This window comes from Miniphocaeibacter massiliensis, from assembly GCF_900232905.1.
GTDB lineage: Bacteria > Bacillota > Clostridia > Tissierellales > Peptoniphilaceae > Miniphocaeibacter > Miniphocaeibacter massiliensis.
In genome coordinates this window covers 486,088-504,336 of the sequence record NZ_OCTQ01000001.1, presented here as the reverse complement: position 1 = coordinate 504,336, position 18,249 = coordinate 486,088, and the positions used below count along the sequence as shown (strand labels likewise).

Here is an 18,249-nt window from a genome sequence, read left to right as displayed (position 1 = left end):
GTTAAATAAGATATAGGGGCATAGTTCAGTTGGTAGAACGTTGGTCTCCAAAACCAAATGTCAGGGGTTCGAGTCCTCTTGTCCCTGCCAAGAGAGTAGTTAATAGCTACTCTCTTTTTTTATTTCTGATATACTTATATTATGTAAAACAATAATTATTAATTAATATATTTAGAGGTGGAAAATTGAATGAAAAAAAGTTCTTGATTTTGTGCAAAGGAGAAGATAAAACAAAACAAGTATCTGATTTTGATATTATTAAATCAGATGAAAAATACAAAATAAAATTTAACTCAGGAAAAATTTATTATTACAATAAGGAGAATATAAAATTTTTTGAAAATCCAAGAGAAGTCAAATTGGAAAATAGTATTATTTATTATAAAAGTAATTTAATAGATAATGTAGATATAGTAATAAATTTTAAAGATAAATTCAATTCGTATTATAAATTAATAAGAAAAGATAACAATAATATATTAGGTTTAGAAGAGGATTTTAGTATAATAAAAAATGTATCTAATCAAAATATTAAGAATATAATGTATTATTTACGTTGTATTGTAGATATGAAAAAAGATAAAGTAAATGAAATTAATTTTTTAAGTAATCAATATAAAAAACTAGAATTTATTCATCCTGAAAGTGTTTTATCAAATTATTTAAATAAAGATGATATTATATCAAGAAACTTGTCATGTGATGATACAATATTTCCGTTTAATTTTAATATAAATCAAAGAAAAGCAGTAAAAAATGCATTAACATATAATATATCTGTTATAGAGGGACCACCAGGTACTGGAAAAACACAAACAATATTAAATATAATAGCTAACTTAGTTACAATACATAATAAATCAATAGGAATAGTTTCTAATAATAATTCAGCAGTTGAAAATGTATTAGACAAGATGACTAAAAAAGGATATGGATTTTTATTGGCTGATTTGGGAAGGGAAGAAAAGCGGAAAAAATTTTTTCAAAACATGTCATTACCAATAATAGATAATTGGAATTATAAAAAGGACATAAGGGAGCTTCAAAATGAAATTAATGAAATAAATAAGAAACTTAGAAAACTTTTAAAAATAAAAAACAAATTAGCAAAATTAGAAGAACAACTGGAAGCATATAAACTAGAGAAAGAACATTTTGGAAAATATTATAGAGAGCAAAATATTAAAAAGAATGACGAATATCCTTTTAATGCTAACAAATCTGACAAGATAATCAAATATTTAAGTTATGTTTCTATATTTGATAATTATGAATTAAAAAAGTCACTTATAAATAGAATTGAAATTTATTTTAAGAAAAAAATTTATAAATTGGATAATAATGATATAGATAAGATTCTTAATTTTCAGAATAAATTTTATATTTTAAAAATTGATGAAGTAGAAAAAGAAATCAAAGAAATATCAAGCTATTTAAAGTTTGAAGAATTCGAAGATTTGATGGCTAAACAACAAAATACATCTGAGAAATTATTTAGACAAAAATTATATGAATCTCATGGTAAATTAAGAAAAATGGATTTTTCTTTGAATAATTATAAAAATAAATTTAGAGATTTTATAAAATATTATCCAGTAATACTTAGCACCAATCATTCCATAAAAAATTCTTTGCCTAAAAATTATCTTTTAGATTATATTATTATAGATGAATCATCTCAAGTAGATTTAGTTACGGCGATGTTAACATTGTCTAGTTGTAAAAATATAATCATAGTAGGAGATGATAAACAATTATCTCATATTGTAGATAAAGATATTATGAAAGAGAAAAAAAAGTTAGATATTATATTTGAAAGATTAAATATTCCTAAGGAATATAATTATTTTGAAAAAAACATTATGTCATCTATAGCTGAAATTTATAAAGGAAAAATAGAGACTGTAACTTTAAAAGAACATTATAGATGTCATCCTAAAATTATAAATTTTTGTAATCAAAAATATTATGATGGAGAATTAATAGTTTTAAAAAAACCAACTAAAGAAGTTAGCCCTTTGATGGTTTATGAAACAACAGAGGGGAATCATATGCGTAAGCTTGAAGGTAAGGGCAGATATAATCAAAGAGAGTTAGATGTTATAAAAAGAGAAGTTTTAGATAGTGTTAATGTAAGTAAAGAAGATATAGGTCATGCAACGCCATACAGACTTCAAGCTGACAAAGCAAAACAATATTTTCCTTTGTATATACAAAATGATACAATACATAAATTTCAAGGAAGAGAGAAAAAAGTGATTATTATGTCTACAGTTTTAGATTCTTATGAAAAGATAAATTTTATAGATGATCCTAGACTAATAAATGTAGCTGTATCACGAGCAGAAGAAAAATTTATATTAGTTACAAATCCTATCTTATTCCAAAAAGAAGGGAGCAATATTCAAGATCTAATAGGATATATAAAATATAATACTTTAAATGAAGGAATAATAAAAAGTGATATTGTATCAGTGTTTGACTTATTGTATAAAGAATATTCTAAAAAACTTGAATCTTTTAAAAAAAGAATAATAGTGAAATCAAGGTATGATTCAGAAAATATAATTTATACACTATTAAATGATATATTTTCTAATGAAATTGAAGGAATTAAAGACATTTTGTATAATAGATATAAGATTGCAACGCAAATATTTCTTAAAAATATATTAAAAAGTGATAAGAGATTAAATATAAAAGAAAGTAATTTTATAAACAATAAATCATCCGTAGATTTTGTTATTTATAATAAATTTGATAATAGAATTAAATGTGCTATAGAAGTGGATGGTTTTTCATTTCATGAAAATAATAAAAAACAACTTGAACGAGATAAATTAAAGGATGGAATTTTAGACAAATATTCTATACCTTTATTAAGGTTGAAAACTAATGAAAGCGATATAAAAAATAAAATACAAAATTTTTTAAAAAAATATTTGTAAAATAAAAGAGCTATCTATTCAGATAACTCTTTTATTTTACTTTATATTTTAGTAATCTATAAAACTCTACTTTATCTCCATCTCTTTGAATAAATTCAATATTATGAGTTCCCTTTTTTAAATAGGGCTCTGTTAATACTATAGTATGTTCAGGATTATTAAATTGTTCTTGAGTTATTTGGTAGCTATCTACATATACTGTTATTATTTTTTCGGGATCAATATTTCCGGGTTTTATTTTAAGTCCATAATTAGTAATATCTTTATCATATTTAATTGTAAATATTTTATTATCTTTAGATTTATTGACTATAGATAAGTTTCCTTCACCTATGTTTTCGCCACCAATATATTTATTTTTGGGTAATTCAGTTGTTGAATTTTCTTCATCATCTTTTCCACAAGCAGTAAGAGATAAGGTTAAAATTAAAAATAAAAGTATTATTTTCTTTTTCATTAAGTCCTCCTAATTATATTTATATATATCATTATGTAATACTATATTTATAAAAATATTGCTATGAAAAATACACATAATGTAGGTATAAAATTATATTTTTGATGTTGATTATATAACAATATAGATTATCATTATTGAATGAGCTAAGTAAAATGGGGTTATCTGCAATGCAAATAGATTGTAACCCTAAAGTGGATTTAACTAAAACTTAACAAGAGGTATCAAAATATCAACTGTATTAGATGATGTTAGAGAAAAAGTAGAAGTAGAAGAAGTAAATTTAGAAGATATAATTTTTAAATGTTTTGGTAGTGCATATTGCATTAAAGTGGGGTTCTACACCTAAGATTGGTTATACATGTAGAGGTATTATTATATTTTTTGAAAGGTAAGATTTGATATTATACTTTGAAGTTTTATTTTAAATAAAATAAATGTAGAAAATGAATTTAAAGCATGAATTATAAAATTAATGTATAAATTTTGTAATAAACTTCTGAAAAAGAACTTAAAATGATATTACATAGTAATTAATACATTAAAAAAATTATCTAAAGAAAAATAAAGCTATAATTATAAATACATATTATTAGGAATATGAACTAAAAATTTCAGATAAAGCCTTACTTATAACACGAGTAATCTAAGTCTGGAAATACTTGTGAGATCGTTAGTGAAGAGAATTTGAAAGAAATTTTTAGAGTAAAGGTTTAAATAGGTGATTTTAGAGTATATTAAAGAAGAATATAAATTTTAAAGTCAATAAAAAAAGATGTTCTTATGGCATCTTTTTTTATTGAGCTGGGAAAGGAGCTTTGATTAGTACAGGATTGCTTTCAAGAGATATCCACTCATCAAACTCTATTTCTAACTCGTTTGTACTAATTGTATGATAAGAAACTTCAATGTTCTCTAAAGTTGTACCAGGTCTAACATCTTTCAAATAATTATCAGATTGTACACCATCTACCATAAAGGCAGATTCTAATTCTTGACCATCTTGGAATACTTTTTCTGAAATTGAAGTTGCATAACTAGTAGTTTCATTAGAGTTGTTTGTCCAAGTGATATTCAATACTATAGCTTCTTTACCATCATAATCTTTACTTTTTCTTACAGAATTTAAAACAACAGTACTATCTTTAACATCAAAAGGAGATCCTAAAGTTGCATCACCACTTTGTTCTTTGGGTGTTTTAGTTTCTTCAACATCTTCATTTTCTTCAGTTGTTTTAGCTTTTGTAGTTTTTTCATTTGTTTTAGTAGGAGCTTCAGTTTCTTTTGGATCATTTTTCTTGTCTTTATTACCACAAGCTGTAAAAACTAAAGACATTATAACTCCTAAAATTAATAATTTTTTCTTCAAATCTTTCCTCCTAATTAATATGTAGTAATAAATTATGAAATATAATTCACAATTATACTATACCGTATTCTTAAAAATAATCAAAGAAGTAAATAAGGAAAATAATTTTGTTATGATAAAGAAGAATAATTTGACTTTGCTTATGGATAAATGAAATAATACTAAAAAGCTTTGATACATTATATGGTAGGTGAATTATGAAGAATAACATTTGGAAAGATGAAATAATAAGTAAAGAAAAAAATATAGTAGTTTACAAAAATACAGAATCTAGTATTTTAATGAAAAAATTTACTTCAAATAAAGAATTAAGGAAAGAATTGAAGCTTTATGAATTAATGAAAAAAAATAATATTAATTTAGCATTTACCATAAGTGAAATATTAAAAGATAATAGTATAGTTTATAGTGCATCTAAAGGAAAAAAATTATCTTTATTCAATGATATAAATGAAGAAATTTATTTTAAAATAGGGGAAGAGTTATCTAAATTTCATAATATAGAATTAAATATAAGAAATGAGATGGAACCAATATTTTATCAAGTTCAAATATTAGAAAGATTAAAAAAAATATTAAAAGAAACTCAAAATGAAACTATAAAAGAAGCAATTTATTATATAAAAGAAAAACTAGATAAAGTAAATTTCAAGTTAATTAGATTTGGTATATCCATATATAAAATTAGCATAGACGACATATTAATAACAGAAACAAAAGAAATAAAAATAAATAATACAAAAGAAATTTGCTATAATAATCAAGAATTAAATTTTGTTTTATTAGAAAAGGCAATGGATGAATCTAGCAAAATAGAATCCTTTTTCAAGGGTTATAGTAAGAATATATTATTAGATGAAGATTATATAGAAAGATTAAAGATATTTACTTTGTTTTCAATAATTAGTAATTCTAAATATTGGGAAATAGAGGATAAGGAATGCTATTCAAAAATAACGAATATAAAAGTGCGAGATATTTATAAAAAAACATGATAAATTTATATTTTGATAGTTGCTTTATTTAAAAAATTATAATATAATAAATTTTGTCGTTTGTAAGAAAGTTATTTAAGTAGTTAAATAACTTGAAAAAATATTTGACAAGCCAGACTAAATAAGTTATACTAAATTAGTCAATTAGGCCCCATGGTCAAGCGGTTAAGACATCGCCCTTTCACGGCGGTAACCCGGGTTCGAATCCCGGTGGGGTCACCATATATGGGCGGTTAGCTCAGCTGGGAGAGCATCTGCCTTACAAGCAGGGGGTCACAGGTTCGAGCCCTGTACCGCCCACCATATATGGCCTGGTAGTTCAGTTGGTTAGAATGCCAGCCTGTCACGCTGGAGGTCGTCGGTTCGAGTCCGATCCAGGTCGCCATGTGTGCTGATGTAGCTCAATTGGTAGAGCAACTGACTTGTAATCAGTAGGTTGGGGGTTCAAGTCCTCTCATCAGCTCCATTTTTACACAAGGAGGAGTTCCCGAGTTGGCCAAAGGGGACGGACTGTAAATCCGTTAGCTACGCTTTCAGTGGTTCGAATCCACTCTCCTCCACCAATAAAAATATTGACAATAATAAATGAAAATGGTATACTGAAGAAGTTGCTTAAACATCTATATGCGGGTGTAGCTCAGTGGTAGAGCCCCAGCCTTCCAAGCTGGTTGCGAGGGTTCGATTCCCTTCACCCGCTCCAATAAGCACCTATAGCTCAGCTGGATAGAGCAACGGACTTCTAATCCGTGTGCCAGAGGTTCGAATCCTCTTAGGTGCGCCATAATGGGGCGTAGCCAAGTCGGTAAGGCACTAGACTTTGACTCTAGCATTTCACAGGTTCGAGTCCTGTCGCCCCAGCCAATAAAATTTAACATGACCCATTAGCTCAGTTGGCAGAGCACCTGACTTTTAATCAGGGTGTCCCGCGTTCGAGTCGCGGATGGGTCACCAGTACGGAGAGGTATCGAAGTGGTCATAACGAGGCGGTCTTGAAAACCGTTTGGGTTCACGCCCACGTGGGTTCGAATCCCACCCTCTCCGCCAATTTATAACCAAAGAATTGGATTAGGAGAAGTACTCAAGTGGCTGAAGAGGCTCCCCTGCTAAGGGAGTAGATCCTTAACGGGATGCGAGGGTTCAAATCCCTCCTTCTCCGCCAGTTATTTGGGCCTTTAGCTCAGTTGGTTAGAGCGCCCGGCTCATAACCGGTAGGTCCGGGGTTCGAGTCCCTGAAGGCCCACCAAATATAAATATTTCTTGGCAATAGCCAAGAAATATTTACTTTATAAGCAAAAAAATTTGCCCAGATAGCTCAGTCGGTAGAGCAGAGGACTGAAAATCCTCGTGTCGCTGGTTCGATTCCGGCTCTGGGCACCAAAGAAGATTTAATCTTCTTTTTTAATGTGTATAACAAATTAATAAGACCCATTAGCTCAGTTGGCAGAGCACCTGACTTTTAATCAGGGTGTCCCGCGTTCGAGTCGCGGATGGGTCACCAAAACCCCAACAACATAGGTTGTTGGGGTTTTTATTTGAAATCTATGTAAGGATATTATATTATATGAACAATAATACTAATAAATTATTTTTTAATATGAAGGGAGATTTAAATGAAAAAAACAAAAAACAAAGTAGTAATATTATTAATTATATCTTTGGTTTTTAGTATTTTACTAGGAAGTACAGCATTTTTTCTTATAGGAGCTTTAGATAGTGGAGATGTAAAGTTATATGAAACTTTAAAATACCTGTTTTTATTCTTTTTTATATCAACACCTTTAATAATCATATTATCATTAATATCATTATCTAGTATAAAATTAAAAGATGATAAAGAATAGAAAAATTGTAAAATAAACTTAATGGAAAAAAATTTTAGTCTATATTTACATTAAAGGATATAATTTTAAATAGGTATATTGAAAATTAGTATGAATAAAGAAATAATGTTTATATTTATTGATGTTACTAGAATTATAACATAGTATTACTTACGATAAATTATAGATATATAAAGTTGGCAATTTGTAATAATATTTTTATATGCAAGTATAATCTACAAAAGCATTAAATAATAAATAATTATATATTATGAAAGCGTTGAATTCATACCCAATGAAAGTGAATAAAATTATCACAATAATTTAAGTTGACATAGAGCATAGTATAGGTTTAGTATTTAAATAGAATATTTTAAGACCCATTAGCTCAGTTGGTAGAGCACCTGACTCTTAATCAGGGTGTCCAGAGTTCGAGCCTCTGATGGGTCACCAATATATAAAAATAATAGAGATTTAATTAATATTAAGTTTTGCAAGCTATAATAGCTTGACAATATAATAAATATATCTTATTATAGGGTGGTAATTAAATATGACCCGTTAGCTCAGTGTTAGAGCACCTGACTCTTAATCAGGAGGTCCCATTGTTCAAATCATGGACGGGTCACCAAAAAGAAGACGAAAGTCTTCTTTTTTTATTTGATAAATTGCATAGAACTATTTTTAAAAGGTATAATTATATTAATATACTAATTAAAATATAGATAGGAGAAAAAATGAAGATAGGAATAATTAGTGATACACACGGAGATATAGTGCAAACTAAAAAAGCACTTAGTATTTTAAAAGATTGTGAATATATAATACATTGCGGTGATGTACTATATCATGGTCCAAGAAATGATCTACCTAAAAATTACAATCCAAAAGACTTGGCGTTATACTTAAGTGAGTTAGATAATATTATATATATTAGAGGCAATTGTGATAGTGACGTTGATGAAATGGTAATGAAAAAAGATTTAAGTCATAAATCTAGACTACTAGAATTAGATGGACACACAATATTTGCAATTCATGGATATGAAGAAATAGAACAGGAAAGAATAAAAAAAGCTGAAGGTTTAAAAGCTAATATAATAGTTTCTGGACATACACATATAAAAATATTAAAAAAAGTAAATAATTTAATTATAATAAATCCAGGAAGTACTACAATTCCAAAAGATGGTTCTAGTTCCGTTGCAAAGATAGATGGTAACGTTGTCGAATTAATTGACTTAGAAAAAAATACTACAATAAAAAAATTAGATATATAAAAATAGGCTTGTATTTATGATATAATCTGAATTGGAGAAAAATTTGTTTAGGAGGAACTATGAAAGAATTTGTAGAAAAAAGTGTAAAAGAAATTCAAGAACAAATAGGTGATGGTAAGGCAATATGTGCATTATCAGGCGGAGTTGATTCTTCAGTATGTGCTGTACTAGTGCATAAAGCAATAGGAGATAGGCTAACTTGTGTATTTGTTGACCATGGACTACTTCGAAAAGGTGAAAAAGAAGAAGTTGAAGAAACATTTAGAAATAAGTATAATATTAACCTTATTACAGTAGATGCAGAAGATAGATTTCTTAGTAAATTAGAAGGTGTATCTGATCCTGAACAAAAAAGAAAAATTATTGGTGAAGAGTTCATCAGAGTGTTTGAAGAAGAGCAAGCTAAATTAAAAGGATATGGTTATTTAGTACAAGGAACTATATATCCAGATATATCTGAAAGCGGAATAGAAGGTCATGATCTTGTTAAAAGCCATCACAATGTAGGTGGACTTCCTGAGGATGTAAACTTTGAATTAGTAGAACCGCTAAGAACATTATATAAAGAAGAAGTTAGACAAGTTGGTAGAGAATTAGGTATGCCAGATGTTATGGTTAATAGGCAGCCATTCCCAGGACCTGGACTAGGGGTTAGGGTTTTAGGGGAAATAACAAAAGAAAAATTAGACATACTAAGAGATGCTGATTATATATACAGAGATGAGGTTGCAAAAGCAGGCTTAGATACAAAAATTTGGCAGTATTTTGCGGCTATGCCAGACTTTAGTGTAACAGGAGTAAAAGACGGTAAAAGAACATACTCAAGAACAATTTTCTTAAGAGCAGTTAACACAGAAGATGCAGTAACAGCTGAGTGGTATAAATTTGATATGGACTTTTTACAAAAAGTATCAGATAGGATTGTAAAAGAAGTACCTCAAGTAAATAGGGTACTTTATGATATAACACAAAAACCACCAGGAACAATAGAATTCGAATAAAAACAATAAAGGCTATATCCTAATAGATATAGTCTTTTGTTATACTAAAAATATTATAATTAATTTTAAATTTTATTTGGTAATTAGATATAAAAATAGTAGGTAGCTAATAAAAGTAGTTTAAATTAAAATGGAAACATTTATTTGATAACAATCTAATATATTCTTCTAATAGTAAATATATAGATATGTTTATTATTTAATTGTATAAACTGTTATCAATAACTTTAATACAATGTATAAGTATTTGTCCAAGAAAGATAGTATTAGTATAATTATTATGTCAAATAATTATTTAATTTAATAAATTATAAATTTTTAGTATCTTTTTTAAATTTTAAATTATCAAAACTAAATGAGTATTTTAAGTTAATCTAATAATGGAGCTACTTATAAATATATTATTTTATAAGAAACTGTGATAGTAAGTTATACAAGATAGTTTCATTTTGTAATTAGCAATTATTTTTTATTTAAAAGAAAGTTATTTTATGAGCTCATATGGAGGAGCTTTTTTATTGTAAAATAAAAATAATATTTTATAATTGAATAAAGAACTATTAAGGTTTAAGTAATAATAACTATATTAAGGAGCGTATATATGAGGAAAATTTTTACAGTATTATTGTTTTTCGTGTTACTAGTATCTTTATTAGCATGTTCAAATGAAAATTCTAATTCAAGTAAAACAGATTTTAGGAAAGAAGAACAAAATAAAAATATTATTAAAGTAACAGATATGATGGGAAGAGAAGTTGAAATTAAAAAGGGAGTTAAAAAGATTGTTGCTTTACAACCAGCAGATTGTGAGATTATTTTTTCAATAGGATCTGGAGAAAACGTAGTTGGAAGGGGAGAATATTGCGATTGGCCAGAAGGAGTTAAAAAGGTTGAATCATTGCAATCAGGAGAAGATACAAATATTGAACAAATTATAAAGTTACAACCAGATATAGTTTTTATGGGAACTATGACACAGAAACCAGAACAAATAGAACAATTGGAAAAATTTGGAATATCTGTTGTTGTAAGTGAAGCTACAAATGTTGATGGTGTATACAAATCTATAAATATAATTGGAAAGTGTCTTGGAAAAGATAAGGAAGCTAATGATCTAGTTAAAGAAATGAAAAATGGATTTGATGAACTAGCAAAAAAAGTTTCAAAAGAAGAAGAGAAAACTATTTACTATGAAACATCTCCATTAGAGTTTGGAATTTGGACTGCAGGAAAAAATACTTTTATGAATGATATTGCGAATGTGCTAGGATTAAAAAATATATTTGAAGATGTTGATGGATGGGCGGAAGTTTCTCAAGAACAAGTTATAGAAAGAAATCCAGATTACATAGTTAGTATTGCTATGAATTCAGATGAGGGAATAAAACCAACAGATGAAATTATGACTAGAGATGGATGGAAAGATATTGTAGCTGTTAAGAATAAAAATGTATTTTTGTTAGATGCAGATGAACTTTCTAGACCAGGACCTCGTTTAGTTGATGGAGCAAAAGCGTTGTATAATGCAATTTATGGAGAAGAAGTATCTATAGAAGATACATCTTTCAGATAGAATATGAGTAAAAAAAATAATAGAAAAGGACATACTTGGAGAAATTATTTAATATTATCATTTATTACCGTAAGTATATTCATAATTTGTGTATGTACAGGAAGCATTACAGTACCAGTAAAAGATACACTTAATGTTATCTTAAGTTCAATTCAAGGCAAGGAGACAGAATTAGCTGTCTCAAAATCAGTTATAGTATTAGTTAGAATTCCAAGAGTTCTATGTGTAGCATTAGTAGGAGCGGCGTTAACTATTTGTGGTGCTTCTATGCAAGGTTTATTGAAGAATCCATTAGCAGATGGTTCAACTTTAGGAGTGTCTGCAGGAGCTTCACTAGGAGCAGTTATAGCTATTACATTTGGTTTTAGGATACCTGGGTTAGAAGGTGGAGGAACTATGGTAATGGCTATATTATTTGCGTTTGTATCTATAATTGCAATATTAGCTTTAGCCAGAGTATTAGATTACTCACTAACAACTAATACTATTATTTTAATAGGGATAATTTTTTCTATGTTTATTGGTAGTATAATAAATCTTATTATTGCATTTGCAGGAGAAAAAGTAAAAACTATTGTATTTTGGACAATGGGATCTTTGGCAGATAGTAATTATACTAATTTTTTTGTAATGTTTGCAGCATTAATTATTTGTAGTGTAGTATTGCTTTTACATACAAATGAATTAAACGCATTGGCTATAGGAGAAGATAATGCTCGTAACATTGGGATAAATGTAAGAAATACCAAGCTTATTATTCTTATATCTACTTCGGTTTTAATTGGAATATCTGTATCAATAGGTGGAACTATCGGTTTTGTAGGACTTATAATTCCTCATATAACAAGGATGATAACGGGACCTAATCATAAAAGATTACTACCTACTTGTATTTTTACAGGTGCATCATTTTTAATGTTGGCAGATCTTATTGCAAGAATAATAGTAAAACCTAAAGAATTGCCTATTGGGGTTGTAACTTCCATTATTGGAGTTATAAGTTTTATATATATTTTTTATGTAACAAGAAAGGCAAAATGATATGTTAAATATTTCGAATATAACAGTTACAAGCGGGAAATTGGTAATAGTTGATGATGTTTCTTTCTCACTTGAGCAAAATCAGTGGTTAATGGTGACTGGACCAAATGGTGCGGGAAAGAGTACTTTAGTAAAAGCTATTTCTCAAACAGTTCCATATAAAGGAAGAATTTTTTGCTTGGGAACAGATGCTTCTAAAGACAAGCCTAGTGTATTTGCAAAGAAAGTTGGTATGTTAGTTCAAGATAACTATGTTAATTATAGTTTTACAGTTGAAGAAATTGTGAATCTGGGAAGATATGCATGGTCAAAAGGATTTTTTTCAGAAATGAACAAAAATGACATAGAATATGTAGAAAATGCTTTGAAAATAACAGGTATGTATGAATTACGAAAACAATCAGTTTTAACTTTGTCTGGTGGAGAGTTACAAAGAACATTCTTAGCTCAAGTTCTGGCACAAAATCCAAATATTCTTATTTTAGATGAGCCAACTAATCATTTGGATTTAATGTATCAAAAGCAGATTTTTTCCATCTTAACAAATTGGGTAAAGAAAGAAAATCGTGCTTTAATATCAGTAGTGCATGATTTAAGCTTGGCTAAAGTCTATGGAACACATGCTCTACTTATGAAGCAAGGTAAAGTTATTTCACAAGGTATTATAGATGATGTTTTAAGTAATGACAATTTAAATTATGTATATGATATGAATGTTTCAAATTGGATGAATAAGCTTTTAAGTAAATGGAATGATAGATAATTTAACTAACTAATTAATTTTAAAATGGGAGGAAATTGTTTTACAAAGATAACTAGAAGTTTTAATTGACATAACAATTTTACTCTTTAGTGTATCTATATAATGTGTATAATTTATTTAACTTATAAGTTTAATAATTCACATATAATTGACATAGCTATTTTAATTTGATACGATTTTAATATCACTTTTTAAATTATTAAATATGTTATCTAAGGAGAAGAAATTAATGAAAAATATTAAAAATATACTTTTTAAATGATATAAGAGTATTAAATTAGAAGTTTCTAATGAATTAATAAAATATAATTTCTTTTTTATATAATATAGGTTATGGTAAAAATTTTCTTTAAAAATTTTTAAATTTTTCAAGTCATTTTTAAGAGTCTTTTAGTTTTTATTAAAGCTAATCTAATTAATCTAAATATATAGTTTAGAAGAGAAATTATATATTTAGGCAATCTTTTACAAATTTCAAAATACCAAAGTTAAATGAATAGATATTATAGACTAAATAATTAAAAAATATTAATTTTTAGTTATTTAAAGTTGTGCAAATATTTTTAGAAAAACACATGTTATTATATTAACAAATAACCTATAAAACATAGGATATCACCAGGTATTTATTTCATAAAAGGGAGAAAGACATGAAAGAAAAAAAAACAAATAGAAAAAGTTATATTGGCAAAATTATAATAATTTTTCTAATATTAATAGCAGTAGGATCTTATTTTTTTATTCCTAGTATAAAAAATGGAGTGAATGTTATATTTGACATGTTTTCAACTGGAGATTTTACAGTAGTAAAAAAATTTGTAGAATCTTATGGCGCATATGCAGTATTTGTATCATTTTTACTTATGATTTTCCAGTCTATAGCAGCTCCGTTACCAGCGTTTTTAATTACATTTGCAAATGCAAATCTTTTTGGATGGTGGCAAGGTGCAATATTGTCATGGACTAGTTCTATGGTAGGAGCAGCCTTATGCTTTCTTATCGCACGAGTTTTGGGAAGAGATGTTGTTGAGAGATTAACTAGCAAAAAAGGATTAAAACAAATAGACACTTTTTTTGAAAAATATGGTAGAAAAAGTATATTAATAGCAAGACTTTTGCCTTTTATATCATTTGATATTGTAAGTTATGCAGCTGGTCTTACATCTATGTCCTTTAAAGGTTTTATAATAGCAACAGGTCTTGGGCAACTTCCAGCAACTATAATTTATTCTTATGTTGGTGGGATGCTTACAGGAGGAGCACAAAAACTTGTGACAGGATTATTAATTTTATTTGCACTTTCTGTATTAGTAGTTTTAATTAAGCAAATATATAATGAAAAACAAAAGAAGGCTAGAGAGAATGAAAAATAAAGGCATAAAAAAAATTATAATATTTTTTATAATTATGCTTATTCTATTGATATTAAATCATTATTTTAAATGGTCAAGTTATCTAGGAGATATAGAAAACCTTGAATTTTTAAAAGATATGGTAGAAGATAATTTTCTATTAGCTGTTTGTACATATATTGTTTTAACTATTATAGGGTGTGTAGTTTTAGCGCTACCGGGATTCACGTTTGCTATTATAGCAGGAATTTTATTTGGACCTATAATAGGAATATTAGTTTGTCTTGTGGCTACTACATTAGGAGCGATGTTGTCGTTTTTAGTCGGAAGATTCTTTTTAAAGGATGGAGTTAAGCCGATGCTTGAAAAAAATAAGACGTTAAAAAAACTTTTATTTAGCGAAGATGGAAAAGCTGATATGGTAGTATTAATGATTACTAGAATGGTTCCAATATTTCCATATAATTTGCAAAACTTTGCTTATGGAATAACGGATATTAATTTTTGGAAATATTCGATATTTACGTTTATTTTTATGCTTCCAGGGGTTTCGTTTTTTACAATAGGAGCTTTTGGATTTATGGCATATGAAGGAAAGTGGAAATATTTTATAATTGCAGGAATTTTAGCGATTTTAGTAACAATAGTAGGAATTTTAATACAAAAAAAATTTTTAGAAACTGAAAAATCGTGATTTAGGAGGAGAAGATGAAGAAAAAATTGTTAATCTTGGCTATGGTTTTAACACTAATATTATCCATTGTAGCTTGTAATGGAAATGATAATAGTAAATCGACAGAAAAAACAGGAAAAGGTAGTATAAGCATATCTGAAATGTCATATGATGAATTATTGAAAGAAGCAAAAGGTACAACGGTTACATTTTATGGATGGGGCGGAGATGAGCAGTTAAACAAATGGCTAGATGACTACTTTGAGAAAATTATGAAAGAAAAATACGACATTAAAATGGAACGTGTTCCAATGGATATTGAGCAAATTTTAAGTCAGATTTCAGGTGAAATTCAAGCAAGTAAAAAAGATGGCGATATTGATATGATTTGGGTAAATGGAGAAAATTTCAAATCAGCAAAAGAAAATAATATGCTTTTTGGACCATTTGTTGATAAATTACCAAATTATAAAGATTTTGTAGACGCAAATTCTGAAGATGTATTATCAGATTTTGGATATCCAATAGAAGGATATGAAGCTCCTTATGGAAAAGCTCAAATCGTTATGCTTGCAGATACTAATGTAGTTGATGAGCTACCTAAGAGTACGGACGAATTAAGGGAATTTGTAAAAAAATATCCAGGTAAAGTTACATATCCTGCATTACCAGATTTTACAGGAAGTGCTTTTGTAAGAAATATTATCTATGATATTTGTGGTTATGAACAATTTTTAGATATGAAAGCAGATAAGGAAACTGTAAAAAAAGCTATAGAGCCAGCTTTAGAATATTTAAGAACTCTAAATCCTTATTTGTGGAATGAAGGAAGTACTTTTCCAGACTCATCAACGACTGTAGACAATATGTTTTCGGACGGTGAACTTGTACTTAATATGACATATGGGGCATATGATGTTGCAGTAAATATAGAAAATGAGACTTATAAAGATACTACTAAGTCTTTTCAGTTTGACAAGGGAACAATTGGGAATACAAACTTTATAGGAATTGCAGAAAATTCAGAAAATAAAGCAGGTGCAATAATTGCAATAAATGAAATGTTATCACCAGAAGTACAAGCTAATAGATATGAAGCTTTAAAAACATTGCCAGTTTTAGATTATGAGAAATTAGACGAAAGTCAAAAAGAAGCATTCGATAAAGTGGATTTAGGAAAAGGAACAATTCCCCAAGATGAATTATTATCTAAGCGTCTACCAGAAATGCCAGCAGAATTGGTTCCAATAATTGAGGAAATATGGCTAGAAGAAGTAGTTGGAAAATAATTAGAAAAAAATTAACTCCTTATAAATTATTAATTCCTCAAATAATATTATCTATGATATTTTTAGTCGGTATTTTCATAGGAATTATTCAAAGTTTTGGTGTAATCCCATCACTTGGACTTACAAAACCGACAATTAAATACTATAAAGAGATATTAAGTAATGTGAACATGATAAATTCAATAGTTTATAGCTTTAGAATTGCTATTATTTCAGCACTATTTTCTACTATAATAGGTGTATTGATATCTGGGATTATTGTTTTGAATAGAAGAGAAAATAGTTTGTACATGAAAATTATACAGTTGCCTATAATAATTCCACATATTGTAGTAGCTTTATTTACAATAAACATTTTATCTAAAAATGGAATACTAGCAAGAGTTGTATACTCTCTTGGGTTAATATCAGATCAACAAGAGTTTCCTAAGGTTATTTTTGATTCAGGAGGCATAGGAGTTATAATAGCTTATTTATGGAAAGAGATACCCTTCATTATATATTTTATCATTGCCTTAATGTCAAAAATAAATAATAAACTGGGGGAAGCGGCTATAAATTTAGGGGCAAGTAAATGGAAAGCATTTTTTAAAGTTACTCTACCACTTTGTAAGAATACAATATTAAGTGGATTTATTATAATATTTATATTTGCTTTAGGAGCTTATGAGTTACCAGCGATACTTGGAGCAACTTCTCCAAGAGCTTTACCAGTATTAACTTATGTTGAATATATACACCCTGATTTACAAAATAGACCTTATGCAATGGCGCTAAATGGAATTATGATATTGATTTCTTTAATAAGCGCAACTATATACTATTATTTGGTTAATAGCAATTTTAAAAGTATAAAGGGAGATATAAATAAATGATAGGTGAAAGAAATAAAATTGTATTATTAATATTATTTATTATGTCTTTAATTATACTTATACCAATTTTAATTCTTATAGTATGGACTTTTACTGAAAGATGGTCTTGGCCAAGTCTTATACCTCAAGTATTTTCACTAAGAGCATCAAAGGATATTATAGGAAGAACTAGCCAATTTATACCAATAGTATATTCTAGTGTATTCATCTCTTTAGTGGTGGCAGGCTTATCAGTTATTATAGGTACTATGACTGCAAGAGCTTTTGTATTATATGAGTTTAAAGGGAAGAAAATATTATATTTTTTATCTATGATACCTTTTGTTATTCCAACAACAATTTTTGCCCTTGGACTACAAATAGTTTTTATAAAATCAGGATTTAGTAATACTATGTTTGGAGTAATTATTGCTCACTTAGTATACTCTTTGCCTTATGCCATTATACTATTAATAGATGGAGTTAAGGCAGTTGGAAAAAGCTTAGAAGAACAAGCAAGGGTACTTGGTGCTACACCTATGAAAGCTTTTAGGAAAGTATCTTTACCACTTCTTGTACCAGTAATGTTGTCAGCTTTTAGCATGTCATATATAGTTTCTTTTAGCCAATATTTTTTGACATTGATAATTGGAGGAGGAAAGGTAAAAACTTTTGCTATAGTAATGTTTCCTTATTTACAAGGAGGAACTAGAAATATAGCAAGTGTATATAGTTTAGTATTTCTAATAATAACTATAATAGTATTTATACTGAGCAAGTTAATAGCTGATAAATACAGTAAGAACTACAGTATTAATTATTATTAACAATAGG

At 27.7% G+C, this 18,249-nt stretch carries 15 protein-coding genes and 17 tRNA genes; 30 read left to right on the top strand and 2 right to left on the bottom strand.

The window, feature by feature from the left end; all coding sequences use genetic code 11:
• The first annotated feature begins 14 nt into the window (after positions 1-14).
• Both CS899_RS02590 and CS899_RS02585 read left to right on the top strand, forming a co-directional pair.
• Positions 15-90, top strand: a tRNA-Trp gene (locus tag CS899_RS02590).
• Between the two features lie 95 nt (positions 91-185).
• A complete protein-coding gene (locus tag CS899_RS02585; RefSeq protein WP_099203385.1) occupies positions 186-2,948 on the top strand; it encodes an AAA domain-containing protein in 2,763 nt (920 codons plus the stop codon).
• A gap of 31 nt (positions 2,949-2,979) precedes the next feature.
• Here the strand turns inward: CS899_RS02585 and CS899_RS02580 are convergent, their stop codons facing one another.
• Complete coding sequence (locus CS899_RS02580) at positions 2,980-3,405, bottom strand: hypothetical protein (protein WP_099203384.1); 426 nt, start codon at positions 3,403-3,405, stop codon at positions 2,980-2,982.
• 796 nt (positions 3,406-4,201) lie between these two features.
• Positions 4,202-4,774, bottom strand: coding sequence for a DUF5067 domain-containing protein (locus tag CS899_RS02575; protein ID WP_099203383.1), 573 nt, complete (start codon positions 4,772-4,774; stop codon positions 4,202-4,204).
• A 197-nt stretch (positions 4,775-4,971) separates the two neighbouring features.
• On the opposite strand from CS899_RS02575, the gene CS899_RS02570 reads away from it, so the two are divergent.
• From CS899_RS02570 to CS899_RS02435, 28 genes are all read left to right on the top strand, one after another.
• A complete protein-coding gene (locus CS899_RS02570; RefSeq protein ID WP_099203382.1) occupies positions 4,972-5,769 on the top strand; it encodes a hypothetical protein in 798 nt (265 codons plus the stop codon).
• 147 nt (positions 5,770-5,916) lie between these two features.
• A tRNA-Glu gene (locus CS899_RS02565) sits at positions 5,917-5,991 on the top strand.
• Positions 5,992-5,996: 5 nt separating this feature from the next.
• Positions 5,997-6,072, top strand: a tRNA-Val gene (locus CS899_RS02560).
• Between the two features lie 5 nt (positions 6,073-6,077).
• Positions 6,078-6,154: transfer RNA gene (locus CS899_RS02555), tRNA-Asp, on the top strand.
• A gap of 5 nt (positions 6,155-6,159) precedes the next feature.
• Positions 6,160-6,235, top strand: a tRNA-Thr gene (locus tag CS899_RS02550).
• A gap of 11 nt (positions 6,236-6,246) precedes the next feature.
• Positions 6,247-6,332, top strand: a tRNA-Tyr gene (locus CS899_RS02545).
• 63 nt (positions 6,333-6,395) lie between these two features.
• A tRNA-Gly gene (locus tag CS899_RS02540) sits at positions 6,396-6,469 on the top strand.
• Between the two features lie 4 nt (positions 6,470-6,473).
• Positions 6,474-6,550, top strand: a tRNA-Arg gene (locus CS899_RS02535).
• 3 nt (positions 6,551-6,553) lie between these two features.
• Positions 6,554-6,630, top strand: a tRNA-Gln gene (locus CS899_RS02530).
• Between the two features lie 14 nt (positions 6,631-6,644).
• Positions 6,645-6,720, top strand: a tRNA-Lys gene (locus tag CS899_RS02525).
• Positions 6,721-6,724: 4 nt separating this feature from the next.
• A tRNA-Ser gene (locus CS899_RS02520) sits at positions 6,725-6,813 on the top strand.
• Positions 6,814-6,837: 24 nt separating this feature from the next.
• Positions 6,838-6,928: transfer RNA gene (locus CS899_RS02515), tRNA-Ser, on the top strand.
• A 7-nt stretch (positions 6,929-6,935) separates the two neighbouring features.
• Positions 6,936-7,012, top strand: a tRNA-Ile gene (locus CS899_RS02510).
• Between the two features lie 58 nt (positions 7,013-7,070).
• Positions 7,071-7,146: transfer RNA gene (locus CS899_RS02505), tRNA-Phe, on the top strand.
• A gap of 45 nt (positions 7,147-7,191) precedes the next feature.
• Positions 7,192-7,267 (top strand) — tRNA-Lys (locus tag CS899_RS02500).
• 112 nt (positions 7,268-7,379) lie between these two features.
• Positions 7,380-7,610 (top strand): hypothetical protein, encoded by a 231-nt coding sequence (locus CS899_RS02495; RefSeq protein ID WP_099203381.1) that lies wholly within the window; start codon positions 7,380-7,382, stop codon positions 7,608-7,610.
• 356 nt (positions 7,611-7,966) lie between these two features.
• Positions 7,967-8,042: transfer RNA gene (locus tag CS899_RS02490), tRNA-Lys, on the top strand.
• A gap of 102 nt (positions 8,043-8,144) precedes the next feature.
• Positions 8,145-8,220: transfer RNA gene (locus CS899_RS02485), tRNA-Lys, on the top strand.
• A 106-nt stretch (positions 8,221-8,326) separates the two neighbouring features.
• The gene (yfcE, locus tag CS899_RS02480) at positions 8,327-8,869 is read left to right on the top strand and encodes a phosphodiesterase (protein WP_099203380.1); all 543 of its coding nucleotides are present in this window, start codon (positions 8,327-8,329) and stop codon (positions 8,867-8,869) included.
• Between the two features lie 59 nt (positions 8,870-8,928).
• The gene (guaA, locus tag CS899_RS02475; RefSeq protein WP_099203379.1) at positions 8,929-9,870 is read left to right on the top strand and encodes a glutamine-hydrolyzing GMP synthase; all 942 of its coding nucleotides are present in this window, start codon (positions 8,929-8,931) and stop codon (positions 9,868-9,870) included.
• Between the two features lie 601 nt (positions 9,871-10,471).
• Positions 10,472-11,443 carry an ABC transporter substrate-binding protein gene (locus tag CS899_RS02470; protein ID WP_099203378.1) on the top strand — a complete coding sequence of 324 codons (972 nt, stop codon included), beginning with the start codon at positions 10,472-10,474 and terminating at the stop codon, positions 11,441-11,443.
• Between the two features lie 3 nt (positions 11,444-11,446).
• Positions 11,447-12,484: a FecCD family ABC transporter permease gene (locus CS899_RS02465; protein ID WP_099203377.1), complete on the top strand. Its 1,038-nt coding sequence runs from the start codon at positions 11,447-11,449 to the stop codon at positions 12,482-12,484.
• A 1-nt stretch (position 12,485) separates the two neighbouring features.
• Positions 12,486-13,247: an ABC transporter ATP-binding protein gene (locus CS899_RS02460; protein WP_099203376.1), complete on the top strand. Its 762-nt coding sequence runs from the start codon at positions 12,486-12,488 to the stop codon at positions 13,245-13,247.
• 650 nt (positions 13,248-13,897) lie between these two features.
• Positions 13,898-14,620, top strand: a complete 723-nt coding sequence (locus tag CS899_RS02455; RefSeq protein ID WP_099203375.1) for a TVP38/TMEM64 family protein — start codon at positions 13,898-13,900, stop codon at positions 14,618-14,620.
• The gene (locus CS899_RS02450) at positions 14,610-15,293 is read left to right on the top strand and encodes a TVP38/TMEM64 family protein (protein ID WP_099203374.1); all 684 of its coding nucleotides are present in this window, start codon (positions 14,610-14,612) and stop codon (positions 15,291-15,293) included. The genes CS899_RS02455 and CS899_RS02450 overlap by 11 nt, the downstream gene beginning before the upstream one ends.
• Positions 15,294-15,307: 14 nt before the next feature.
• The gene (locus CS899_RS02445; RefSeq protein WP_099203373.1) at positions 15,308-16,561 is read left to right on the top strand and encodes an ABC transporter substrate-binding protein; all 1,254 of its coding nucleotides are present in this window, start codon (positions 15,308-15,310) and stop codon (positions 16,559-16,561) included.
• A complete protein-coding gene (locus tag CS899_RS02440) occupies positions 16,534-17,436 on the top strand; it encodes an ABC transporter permease (RefSeq protein WP_207204723.1) in 903 nt (300 codons plus the stop codon). Before CS899_RS02445 ends, CS899_RS02440 begins: the two co-directional genes overlap by 28 nt.
• A complete protein-coding gene (locus CS899_RS02435; protein WP_099203372.1) occupies positions 17,433-18,242 on the top strand; it encodes an ABC transporter permease in 810 nt (269 codons plus the stop codon). Before CS899_RS02440 ends, CS899_RS02435 begins: the two co-directional genes overlap by 4 nt.
• Positions 18,243-18,249 lie beyond the last annotated feature (7 nt).